Origin of the sequence: Bacillus sp. Cr_A10 (assembly GCF_029222665.1) — a bacterium.
GTDB lineage: Bacteria > Bacillota > Bacilli > Bacillales_A > Planococcaceae > Psychrobacillus.
Window position 1 is genome coordinate 24,266 of sequence record NZ_JARHXR010000011.1, and the last position, 12,067, is coordinate 36,332.

A 12,067-nucleotide genomic window follows, 5' to 3' on the forward strand; every position below is an offset into this window, starting at 1 on the left:
TTTATTCAAATCGAAAAATAACAAATCGCTCGTTGCTATTTTGCTCGTATAATTCAGGAACCTTTATTTCTTTAAGAAGCTTAAACGGGGTTTGTGTTTCAAGATATTGTATGTATTCCGCAGTAGGATAATATAAAATAATATCTACTGCTCGAGGGGAATTTTCCACGGACAGAAGTATATTTCGAGTTACCTTTTGAAAAATTTGTATGGAAAAAGGATTGAAAAAATAAAAAAGATTTTCTTCCTTATCTACATTGTATTCCTCTGCTAGGATGTGTTCAAATCGGATGTAAGCTCTTGAATGCTTCGCCCGATCCATATACCGTGTTAAGTTTTCCATCGCCTCTTGATATAGTTGTCCACTCATCTCCACCCCAGTTGCGGACACATGAAGATGGTGGTGAACGTAAAAAGGAAAACGCCCTTTCCCACAGCCAAAATCTACAAATTTATCAGATGACTTACATGCATATTCATCAAAAAATGCCTCTAGAGCGACATATGGAGTTGCTTCATAACGATTATAATGAGCAGATTGATGCTGCCATTCACGAATTCCTTCTGTTTTTATGCGCAATAAACGATCATGATCCTGTTCCCTCATCTGCTATCTCCTTTCCTTGTTGACTACACATTAAGATGAAATACATAAACAAGCACATAGCCTAAAATAGATAATAAAATGGAACCTATGAGACCAGCAGCAAAAGGCCTTACTCCTAATTTTCTAAATGTTTTTATGTCTATATTCAACCCTAAACCTGCCATTGCCATTGCAATAAGTAGATAGGCCACTAAGACAAAAATGCTTGCAATTTGTTCTGGAAAAATCCCTAGAGTGTGAATGCCACTCATACCCAAAAATCCTATGATAAACCAAGGTATACTTGACATGGAAAACTTTCTTTTTGACTGATTCTTTTCACCTCTTTGTACGAAAAAACCTATACATAAAGCAATCGGGACTAAAAGTGCGACTCTCGTCAGTTTCACAATAACAGCTAAATCGACCGCATTATTACCACCCGGCTCTGCCGCAGCAATTACATGGGCAATCTCATGTAACGTACCTCCAGTAAACACTCCGTATCCTTTTGAAGTTAAGTCCATAATTGGATAAAGAAAAGTATACACCAATGTAAATAGCGTCCCAAGTATTGCAACTGTCGCAACCCCTATGGCAGTTTCATCGTCATTCGCTTTCACTTGTGGCGCGATCGCAACAACAGCAGCCGCTCCACAAATCGCAGTTCCACAGGCTGTTAGCAAACCTAGTTTCTTGTCGACTCCAAACAAACGCGATAATCCATACACTACAAATAAAGCAAATAGAATATTGATGAGTGCCAGGAAGAAGACATTAAATCCAGCATGATAAATATCTGCTAAGTTAAGTCGCATTCCTAAAAAAATTATACCCACCCGCAGTAATTTTTTACTTGAAAAGGAAATACCATGTTGGTACTGTTGCGATACTCCAATTGTAGCACTCCAAATCATCCCTATTATTATGGCTATTACTAATTGGCCCATAATCGATAGAAATGGGATGCTAGAAAATAATTTAGCTACCATTGCGATGATTAACGTAATACCAATTCCAATAAAAAATGCTTTATTAATTTTAATACTTTTTGCTTCTCTATCCATATTCATTAAACTCGCTTCCTCTCTTCCTGTATGTTTACTTTACGTAGTTTTTTATTATTAGTAAAATACATATACATAATAGATCGCATTAATATTTTTAATGATTGGGAGTGAGAAATTGTATTATGATGCCCTAAAAACATTTGTAACACTAGTGGAAGTTAAAAATTTCACAAAAGCAGCACAGCTCCTTCATATATCTCAGCCAAGCGTTAGCGTACATATAAAAAATTTAGAAACAGAGTTTAACACCGAGCTACTAATTCGTTCTCCAAAATTAATAAAAATTACTCCTTCAGGAGAGATCTTATATGAGCGTGCGAAACAAATACTCTCCATGTATGAGCAAACTCAAAAGGATATTTTAGACTATCAAGAGGACATTAAAGGAAAGCTTGTTATTGGTGCAAGTTTTACAATTGGCGAATATATTCTTCCCTCTATCCTTCTAGCGCTTCACTCAAAGTACCCAAACCTGGAGCTAGAAGTATTTATCGGAAACACAGAAGAAATTGTACAGTCTGTTCGACTACTTACTGCGGATATTGGTTTAATAGAAGGTCAAACAAATGAAAAGGAGTTACAAGTGGAAGCTTTTATGGAGGACGAGTTATTTATAATAGGTTCTTCAGAAAATGAGTTAGCTTCAAAGGATTCCGTGAGTATAGCTGACTTACAAAACCAAACTTGGTTTATGAGAGAGGAAGGTTCAGGAACACGTGAATATTTAAAACATGTCCTACGTTCCAATGGCTTAAAGGTAAAGTCCATTCTCACTATAAGTAGTAATCAAGGTATTAAAGAGACGATTATCCATAGTCGACAAGAAGGGTTGTCCCTCCTATCCATTCACGCAATAAAGAGAGATATACAACATCATCACCTTTCCATCATACCTCTTGACCAACGACCTTTTACACGAATGTTTTCTTGTATATGCTCTCCTGTCATGGAAAATAAACGACATGTTCTAGCGTTTAAAGAAACACTACTGGAAAATCGAAAAGGAGCACCATTCCATAAATAAAACTCAGACATGCAAGCACATCTGAGTTTTTAGGATTTAATTAGATTGCGCCTTACTTACAAATTCCTTGAAATCTGCAATACTTGGATTTGCCATATAATGGCCACCCTCCACTTGAATTGTTTGTCCTGTGATAAATTTTGACTCATCTGAAGCTAGAAACAATACTGTATACCCAATATCATTAGCTTCTCCATGGTATGGAAGTGCATTAAACTTTTCGAAAATATCTAATACAGCTTCTGGCATATTACTCTCAGCCGCTGGAGTTAAAATGAGACCAGGAGCTACTCCATTACACCGGATATTATTCTTCCCGTATTGTGCAGCTATATATTTTGTTAGATTTACAACAGCTGCCTTGGAAGCCCCATATGCAGAACGAACAGAGTCACCTGCAAATGCCGCCATAGAGGCTGTATTAATAATTGAGCCACCACCTGCTTTAACCATATGTGGAATAGCGAAACGGCAACCTAAAAGTACACTTTTTGTATTTACGTTCATTAGTCGATCCCATTCATCTAAATCGATATTAACTACATCTAAATCCTTTTGAAGATTGGTCAGACCAACATTATTGTATAAAACTGTTATAGTTCCATAATGTTCTACTGTAAAATCAACTGCTTCTTTAATAGAAACCTCTTTCGAAGCATCTAAAAAAATACCAACTGCTTCGCCACCTTGACTTTTAATATTCTCGGCTGCTTTTTTTGCACCCTCGACATTAAAATCGGCAATAACTACTTTAGCACCTTCTTTAGCTAATAATGTTGCTGCTGATAGACCAATACCGGATGCACCACCCGTTACTAACGCAACTTTGTCTTGTACACGCCCCATCATCGTCACTCCATTTCCGTTATAAAAGATTTATCTTAGTTTAGTAGTCCGCCGTCCAGCCTTATTTTTTGATCAGAAATATACCTTCTTTTACGCGTACAGATGCTATTCCTTTTCCTATCCCTGATATTCGACTTTTGGTTTATTTATTAATTACCCTCCTCCATTATTTTATTTTAACATTAAAATATTTATCATTATAACATTTTGTATTTAATATTTAAAATTAAATAGATGCTCTTGAACCCATTCATCGGTTTGGTTGACTTTAGATTCTACCTCTTCAAGTGGATATACTTTATAGGGATTTTCTTTTATAACTGCAGTAGCTATAAAGGAAGGATCCTCTAATTTCAGCACTTCTTTTCCGTTGATGGTTTTCTTCAATACACTAACCTTTGCAATTCCCCCAATATTTGTAAAATCAAAACTTTGAGCAGATAAGAAATTTCCTAAAGAATAAAAAACATGCGTAGTGTGCCCGTCTTTCGTAGCAATTTCTTCATATGGCTGAATAACATGAGGATGATGTCCGAAAATAATATCGGCTCCCGCTTCTGCCATGGCATGCGCAAGTTGCTTTTGCTGATCATTAGCTTCAAGTTCATACTCCGATCCCCAATGAATACTTACAATAACAAAGTCCACTTTATCTTTTAGAACTTGGATCTCTTTTATAATACGATCAGCATCTATTGTATTAACTAAATAATCTTTACCAGTTGGTGTATTGTAGCCATTCATACCATATGTATAATTGAGAAGACCAAAATGGATATTTTCTACTTCTAAAATACGGTCAGTCTGTAAATCCTCTATAGATTCATATGCACCCATATAGGGCATGCTGTATTTTTTCATATGACGTATAGCAGATAAAACACCTGCTTCCCCTTGATCTAGCGTATGATTATTGGCCATTGATATCATATCAACTCCCACCTCTTTCAAATCTCTAATAATATGTGTTGGACTTGAGAAATTAGGATAACCTGATAATCCAAACTCAGGACCTGCGGGAATCGATTCTTGATTAGCCAATAATAAATCTAGGGATTCCAATTCTTCTCTTACTGGCTCAAATGAAGGTAGAAAACTAGCGTAATTATATAAAGGAAGATGCAATAAAATATCTCCAATCATACCAATCTCCATTCTTTTTTCTTCATAATCCACGTAAAATGTCGAAAATTGTTTCCCGTGGAACTCTTCATCGAATGGTTCTGTAATTTGCATATTAAAATACGATAAGACCGAAACAAATAATAATAAAAATGAAACTAGAATTTTAATGTTCATCACCTCTCTTTCAATCATTTACTGTATTCATAATCGTTATACAAATCTTTTTATATATTTATTCGTGTATTCGATACATATGCTATTGAAGTTGAAATAGTTATGCCTATAATGAAAGTGAGTGATTACTCACTTTCAAATTTAAAGGGGGTTTATAAATGTCATCCACCATTCTTTTGAATCAAGTTAGTAAAAGTTTTGGAAAGAAAACAGTTTTAAATAAAGTAAGTATTTCCGTTCATTCTGGAGAAATATTTGGTTTAATCGGACCATCTGGTTCAGGAAAAACTACTTTAGTCAAAATGATTGTTGGTATGGACCAACCTACCAATGGGGAAATACATGTATTGGATACACCAGTTCCTCATTTATACCTATCCCAGAAAATTGGCTATATGGCTCAATCAGATGCTTTATACAATGACTTAACAGGTCGAGAAAACCTATCCTTTTTTGCATCTCTTTACAAATTGAACAAGAAAATTCAAAAGGAACGTATTGCTTACGCAGCCGATTTAGTTGGTCTTACTTCCCATTTATCTAAAAGAGTTCAGAATTATTCAGGTGGTATGAAGCGAAGATTATCTTTAGCCATTGCATTAATACACGATCCAGAACTATTAATATTAGATGAGCCGACCGTCGGAATCGATCCTAAGCTTAGAAAGTCCATTTGGGAGGAGATTAACCGTTTAAAAATGGAAGGTAAAACAATTTTAATAACTACACATGTGATGGATGAAGCAGAAAAATGCGACAAACTGGCCATGGTTAGAGATGGGGAAATAATTTCGAGTGGTTCTCCATTAGAACTTAAAAACCAATACCAAATTAGTAGTCTTGAAGAGGTATTTTTACTAGCTGGAGGTGAAAAAGATGAGAACAATCGCCTTAATTAAAAGAATTTGTATCCAAATGGTACGAGATAAACGAACACTCGCTTTGATGATGATTGCGCCTCTAGTCATTTTAACTTTGCTTCATTATTTACTATCTGCTGATACAACAGTTCCTCGCCTAGGAGTACATGGTGCAGAAGAAGCTTTAATAGAACAATTAAAAGGCAAAGAAATTGTAGTTATACCATATGAAAATCTAAAAAATACGGAACAAGTTATAAAAAAAGATCAATTAGATGGAGTTCTTCAAATAGAAGAGGATAAACTGAGTTTAACACTTACTAACGATGAGCCTTCTACATCGAAGGTGTTACAATCAAAAGTCATGCAAGCCATCTCCAGTGAAAATGCAAAGAAGCAAGCAACTAATTTAACCAAAGTGTTTGCAGATATTCAAGATAAACTGCCGAATGTTCAAGTGAACCAACTAAGTACCCCAGAAATCAATACTTATTATATTTACGGAAATAGCGAAACAACCTTTTTTGATCAGTTAAGTCCTATTCTTGTTGGCTTCTTTGTATTCTTTTTCGTCTTTCTCATTTCAGGAATAGGATTATTGCGGGAACGAACAACAGGCACGTTGGAGCGTTTATTAGCGACTCCAATCCAAAGAAGGGATATCGTTTTTGGTTATTTAATTGGTTACGGACTCTTTGCCATCATTCAAACCCTTATCGTTGTTTTTTATGCAGTAAAGGTTTTAGATATTTTAATCGTTGGTTCTCTTTGGAATGTTGTTCTCATTAATCTATCTCTTGCACTAGTTGCATTGTTACTTGGAATTCTCTTATCGGCTTTTGCAAACTCTGAGTTTCAAATGATGCAATTTATACCAATTGCGATCGTTCCACAAGTATTCTTCGCAGGCATTCTCCCTATAGAGGGAATGGCAGAATGGATGCAAATTATTGCGAAATTTATGCCGATGTACTATGGTGGAAATGCATTAGTAGACGTTATGTATAAGGGATTCGGAATAGATAGTATTAAAAATGAACTCTTTATTTTATTAGGGTTTGCACTGATTTTTGTTATTTTAAATATATTAGCCTTAAAGAAATATCGAAAAATCTAGATTGTTACTGGAAAGGAGTAAGCAATGGTAGAAGAAGAAATATTGTTACAACAACTATTTGATGAAGAAAAATTAACAGATAAGCAAAAAAAAATACTCCTTGCAGCAATAGATACATTCTCAGAAAAAGGGTATGCTGCTACCTCTACAAGTGAGATTGCCAAAAAGGCTGGAGTAGCGGAAGGAACCATTTTCCGACACTATAAAACGAAAAAAGAGTTGCTAGTATCCATTGTTACTCCTCTCATTTCTAAGGTATTTGGTCCATTTATTGTAAGAGATTTTCACAAAGTACTAGACCAGCCTTATGAAAATGCCGAGGACTTTATAAGAGCCACAATCGAAAACAGAAGAGAAGTATTTAAGAAGCTTCTTCCTGTTATTAAAATTATTATGCAAGAAATACCTTTTCAACCCGAACTTAGGGAACAATTTGTTAAACAGGTAGCTAAAAAAACATACGAGCGGATTTTGGTTGTCATTCAAAATTATCAAGATAAGGGTCAAATAATCGATATACCACCATCAAGCGTGGCTAGATTAGCCGTTAGCAGTATCTTTGGTTATTTGATTTCACGTTACATTCTTTTCCCAGAGAGTGAATGGGATGACGAACTTGAAACAGAACGCACTGTTCAGTTTATCTTACATGGAATAGGAAAAAAATAGACACAAAAAAAGAAAGCCTAATTGTGCTTTCAGACTTTTTGTCTGGGCCCCGTTGATTTCCGTTCGAGGCGGACGCGTTCCGCCGGCATGGCTTCAGATTAGTATTTATAGAAAAGAAAATCGTTGAAAAAGGCGACACTCCTGCGGGCATAGCGTTAGCCGAAGACCCCGCAGCGCAGCGAGGAGGCTAAGGCAACGCCCGCGGAAAGGGAGCCGTTCAACGATTTTCTTATTTATCGGACGACATTAATTGTAAAGTCAAATTCTATAGACTTTTTCAGTGCCCCCAGCCTAACGACGAAGCGGCTCGCCCGTGGAAAGAGAGCGGTAAGCTTCGGAAAACCTAGTCTTTCCTATATAAAAAATAAATTCACGTTTGTCTACAGTCTGAAAGCACGTTAATTGTGCTTTTCTTTTTTGTTTTTATACTTTTCTATTTCGTAAAAATACATATAAAAATCCACCAGCACTTAAAAATCGTAAACTAGAACTAATGTACATAGCTACTTCCATGCCTAGTTCATTCAAAAGCCAAATACCTATTTGTGGTGCAATGAATGCGACGAAAGCAAGCAGTACATTATAAGTTGTAATGCAATACGTACGATATTGTTCAGGTGATTGCTCCAACAATAAATTAAATAATATTAAAACAGTACCAGATAAGAAGAATCCGGATGTCGTTTGAATGAGCGTTAAATAATATAAGTTCGTAGATAGCATTGTTAAAAAAGGTGTAGTGGACATTCCAATAGCTGCCCATATAAAAACTTGCATATTCGAATACTTATCTGCCCACTTCTTCCATAAAGGAAATGTTAAAAACTGCATTAGCATACTACCAACTGAAAACATACTAATCCAAAAGATTGTTGCTCCTGCTACTCGGACATTGTAAATGTTGAATAATCCCCATGCCATTTGCCATGCAAAATTAAAAAAGAGAGCTGCAGCTAAAAACCAGACATAGTTCACATGTTTAAAAATGCTCCAGTCCATTGACTTCTTTTTAACTAGAACATCTGATGAAGGGATGATATCTTCTTCTTGTTTTAATAAGAAAAAAACTTCTAGCAAACCGAAACCAAAAGCTATCGCAAAAAGAATTTGATAGGCAGTAACGCTTTCGGAAGCATCCTTCATTAAAACACCAATAACTAAAGTTGATATAAGACCGACCATCGTTAACAGACGATTTCGATCACTAAAAAATTGTCCTCTTCTAGACTCATCAATCATTCCACTTATCAACGTTTGCCAACCTACGTTAGCTACAGTGTTCGGAACACTGATGAAAGCAATAATTCCCAAAAATGCCCATGCTTGTAGCGAATCAGAAGGCAAATAAACTACTAGTACAATAAGCAAAAACATTAATCGTGCCAGTAAAACAGACATCGCCACGAGTTTCTTTTGAGCACTTGCACGATTTAGTAGAATAGCTGCTGGTATAGTCATTAATAACGCTATTAATGGCGGCAACGAACTTATTAATCCCACCTGATAATTGGTTGCCCCTAATATGGTAATTGCAAAGATCGGAAAAAAGTTATTTGAAAAATTTAATGCAATAGTAGATGCCATTCCATGGTAAATACTTATTTTTTCATTATACGGTCTCAAATTTTGTCAGCCCATTCGATATATAATAAAGGATATGCTTGAATTATATACTTGCACGGGCAGAAAACAAGTACTTCGAGACACAAAATTTATTTAGATTTGGGTGAACCGTTTTTTAGCGTAAATATACGTTACGGCAAGAGCTGAAACGAGCACTGCTCCTTTAATAATATCAAAGGCATAATACGGTAAGTTTTGTATCGTTAATCCATTCAAGAGAATCCCGATAACCGCTGCTCCAAAAAACGTTCCGATAGCATTTGGTTTTCCAGCACCAAGGACAGAATATCCAACAAAGACAGCTGCTACAGCTTCCATTAAAAGTGGTGCACCCGCATCAATTTGACCTGAACCAACACGTGCTGTAAACAATATACCTGCCATCGAAGCAAAAACACCAGAAATTACATATGCAGCACATTTTACTTTACGGGTATTCACTCCTGACAATGTTGCAGCCTCAGCATTTCCACCCGTCATATACAAAACACGTCCCCAACGAGTATGGTTAAGTACAACATAAGCGATAATTACTAGGACAAGCATTATCCAAACTGGAACTGGTAATCCGAGCATTCTCCCTTGGCCAATCCAAAGAAATGCTTCAGTGAATTGCCCCGGTGCCGTCCCTCCAGAAGTAAGCGGCATATTATTGTATATCGAGTATCCTTCTGTATATGTACGGTGAAAGCCCGCCACTATATACATCATACTTAACGTTGCAAGTAAATCTGGAATTCCTAAAACTACAATAAGAAAACTGTTCAATAACCCAACCAACACTCCTATTACAATAGGTAAGATTAGTACGAGCCAAAGCGGCATCTCATACCACACCATTAACGAAGCAGTAATGACAGTAGATAGAGACATCGTAGAACCTACTGATAAATCGAAACCTCCTACTACTAGCGTAAAGGTAACTCCTAATGCTAAGAGCGTTACAATGGAAATGGAACGTAATATATCTGTGAAGTTTCCATATGTAAAAAAGGCACTGCTTATAATGCTAAAGTACAATATAATTATCAATAGCAAGGCAATTGCACCATATTTAAATAGAAATTGAATTCCTCTTTCTTTGACCTTACTCTTCTTTTCCACCGCTTGCATACAACAAAATCCTTTCTTGGGTCGCATCCTCACGTGAAAACTCCTTCACGATTTGACCGTTATACATAACTAGAAGTCGATCGGAAATACCAATTGCTTCTTGAATCTCACTCGAAAAATATAGACAACCTTTACCATTATTCGCCAGCTCACGAATTAAATTAAAAATGTCCTTTTTCGCTCCAATATCAACACCTTTAGTCGGCTCATCAAATAAATACACTTTAGAGTTGCGCGACATCCATTTTCCGATTACTACTTTTTGCTGATTTCCTCCACTTAAATGCACAAGTGGTGTTTCCGTATGATCCGTTTTAATTTTTAAGCGATTGATGATGTCCTTTGCAAAGTTGCGTTCAGCAGCTTTATCCATAAACAGAAGCCGTGAAAATTTCTTTAAATTCGGAAAGGAAGAATTCGTTTGTAACGACTCATGTACAAATAAGCCTTCTTTTCTGCGTTCCTCTGGAATTAGTGCCATTCCTGCTCGAATGGCGTCTGCTGGATGTTTCGCTTTTAACTCTTTGCCTGAAAGGTTCACACTACCTTTTACTAATGATCCCAAGCCAAATAAGGCTTTAGCTAGCTCCGTTTTTCCTGCTCCTACAAGGCCTACAATACCAACAATCTCCCCTTCAGAAACAGTAAAGGAAAGCTCCTTTAATTTCTGTCCATCCGATAATTCTGTAACCTGTAGGATTTTTTCTCCTAAAGTATGATTTGTATCTGCCTGTTCTAAATTAAAAGATACTCCTAGCATTGCTTCAATAATCTCATTCTGTTGAGCAGTTTCTGTGTTAAAAACTTTTACAAGCTTTCCATCTCGCATTACAGTGATTCGATCACTGATTTCAAATACTTCTGGAAGACGATGAGAGATAAATATACAGCCGACTCCTTGCGATTTCAGATGATCAATTACCGAAAAAAGCTTTTTGGATTCGTGGAGAGACAAAGGGGCAGTTGGTTCATCAAAAATAATTATCTTTGCCGAGCTTACAAGAGCTCGTGCAATTAATACTAATTGTTTTTCAGCTAATGTAAGTTTAAATGCCGGTTGATTGACAGCAATGTTTTCTACTTGCAAATGCTTCAGTGCTTTTTTAGCTTCCGTTTGTAGCTTGGATGTGGATAAAAACAAATTATTATTCGTAGCGATTTTATCTAGCATAATATTTTCTGCGACCGATAATTCCGAAACGATTGCTGTATCCACCTCTTGATAAACACAATAGATACCGTGTTCCTTTGCTGCTTTCGGGGAACGAAGCCGAACACTACTACCTTCTAAAACTATTTCACCGTCATCTTGCTCATATACGCCGGATAAAATTTTAATAAGCGTGCTTTTACCTGCTCCATTAACACCTAGCAATGCATGTACTTCCCCTTTTTCAAGATGAAATTCGGCCTCTTCTAGTGCCTTCACATTTCCAAATGATTTACGTATGGAAGTCATAGAAAGAAAAGGATTAGCCATGACGATCTCCTTTCTTAAGGCAATATACCAGTTGAATTTTAACTAGTGTCCTTGTTATTCCTAATGAATTGTATTTGAAGTGTTTTACGTTATAGAGCAAGACACTGATGTGCGCTTGCCGCACGCTACGTATAAGCCTCCGCAGGATGAATCGCTCATGCAGCTTGTAAGGCGTACATCCTAGAGAATCACCGTTTCTATTGTTAATAAAATGATTGTAGGATTTGTATTTAATCAAATCATTTAACAATCAACTTTACTGTCTATCAAAGAAGACTTTTGCATTCTCCCCATTCCAGTCGCATTGGTGTAGAAACACGGATGTGGCTTGCCGCTATCTGTATTAAGAACTATTTATTTTCAAACATAAAATGGATAAT

At 36.3% G+C, this 12,067-nt stretch carries 11 protein-coding genes; 4 read left to right on the forward strand and 7 right to left on the reverse strand.

Annotated features, from left to right (window positions below; translation table 11 throughout):
* Position 1: 1 nt before the first annotated feature.
* Both P2Q73_RS13255 and P2Q73_RS13260 read right to left on the reverse strand, forming a co-directional pair.
* A complete protein-coding gene (locus tag P2Q73_RS13255) occupies positions 2-607 on the reverse strand; it encodes a class I SAM-dependent methyltransferase (protein WP_275787991.1) in 606 nt (201 codons plus the stop codon).
* Between the two features lie 23 nt (positions 608-630).
* Complete coding sequence (locus P2Q73_RS13260; RefSeq protein ID WP_275788183.1) at positions 631-1,653, reverse strand: YeiH family protein; 1,023 nt, start codon at positions 1,651-1,653, stop codon at positions 631-633.
* Between the two features lie 118 nt (positions 1,654-1,771).
* Here P2Q73_RS13260 and P2Q73_RS13265 point away from each other — a divergent pair, with 118 nt between their 5' ends.
* Positions 1,772-2,680 carry a LysR family transcriptional regulator gene (locus tag P2Q73_RS13265; protein ID WP_056831319.1) on the forward strand — a complete coding sequence of 303 codons (909 nt, stop codon included), beginning with the start codon at positions 1,772-1,774 and terminating at the stop codon, positions 2,678-2,680.
* Positions 2,681-2,716: 36 nt separating this feature from the next.
* On the opposite strand, the gene P2Q73_RS13270 is transcribed toward P2Q73_RS13265, so the two are convergent.
* Both P2Q73_RS13270 and P2Q73_RS13275 read right to left on the reverse strand, forming a co-directional pair.
* On the reverse strand, positions 2,717-3,526 hold the full coding sequence (locus P2Q73_RS13270; RefSeq protein ID WP_275787994.1) for an SDR family NAD(P)-dependent oxidoreductase: 810 nt from the start codon (positions 3,524-3,526) through the stop codon (positions 2,717-2,719).
* 213 nt (positions 3,527-3,739) lie between these two features.
* Positions 3,740-4,825 (reverse strand): CapA family protein, encoded by a 1,086-nt coding sequence (locus P2Q73_RS13275; protein WP_275787997.1) that lies wholly within the window; start codon positions 4,823-4,825, stop codon positions 3,740-3,742.
* Between the two features lie 158 nt (positions 4,826-4,983).
* Between P2Q73_RS13275 and P2Q73_RS13280 the strand changes: the two genes are divergently transcribed.
* Genes P2Q73_RS13280 through P2Q73_RS13290 form a run of 3 tightly spaced genes read left to right on the forward strand, consistent with a single transcriptional unit; the run spans position 4,984 to position 7,471 of the window.
* Positions 4,984-5,724 (forward strand): ABC transporter ATP-binding protein, encoded by a 741-nt coding sequence (locus P2Q73_RS13280; protein WP_056831322.1) that lies wholly within the window; start codon positions 4,984-4,986, stop codon positions 5,722-5,724.
* Positions 5,702-6,802 (forward strand): ABC transporter permease, encoded by a 1,101-nt coding sequence (locus P2Q73_RS13285; protein WP_056831323.1) that lies wholly within the window; start codon positions 5,702-5,704, stop codon positions 6,800-6,802. The genes P2Q73_RS13280 and P2Q73_RS13285 overlap by 23 nt, the downstream gene beginning before the upstream one ends.
* A gap of 24 nt (positions 6,803-6,826) precedes the next feature.
* The gene (locus P2Q73_RS13290) at positions 6,827-7,471 is read left to right on the forward strand and encodes a TetR/AcrR family transcriptional regulator (protein WP_275788003.1); all 645 of its coding nucleotides are present in this window, start codon (positions 6,827-6,829) and stop codon (positions 7,469-7,471) included.
* Positions 7,472-7,894: 423 nt separating this feature from the next.
* Here P2Q73_RS13290 and P2Q73_RS13295 read toward each other — a convergent pair whose 3' ends face one another.
* The 3 genes from P2Q73_RS13295 to P2Q73_RS13305 form a co-directional block, all read right to left on the reverse strand.
* Positions 7,895-9,094: an MFS transporter gene (locus P2Q73_RS13295; protein ID WP_056831326.1), complete on the reverse strand. Its 1,200-nt coding sequence runs from the start codon at positions 9,092-9,094 to the stop codon at positions 7,895-7,897.
* Between the two features lie 93 nt (positions 9,095-9,187).
* Positions 9,188-10,207, reverse strand: a complete 1,020-nt coding sequence (locus P2Q73_RS13300; RefSeq protein ID WP_275788006.1) for an ABC transporter permease — start codon at positions 10,205-10,207, stop codon at positions 9,188-9,190.
* Positions 10,182-11,687, reverse strand: a complete 1,506-nt coding sequence (locus P2Q73_RS13305) for a sugar ABC transporter ATP-binding protein (protein ID WP_275788009.1) — start codon at positions 11,685-11,687, stop codon at positions 10,182-10,184. Before P2Q73_RS13305 ends, P2Q73_RS13300 begins: the two co-directional genes overlap by 26 nt.
* Positions 11,688-12,067: the final 380 nt, after the last annotated feature.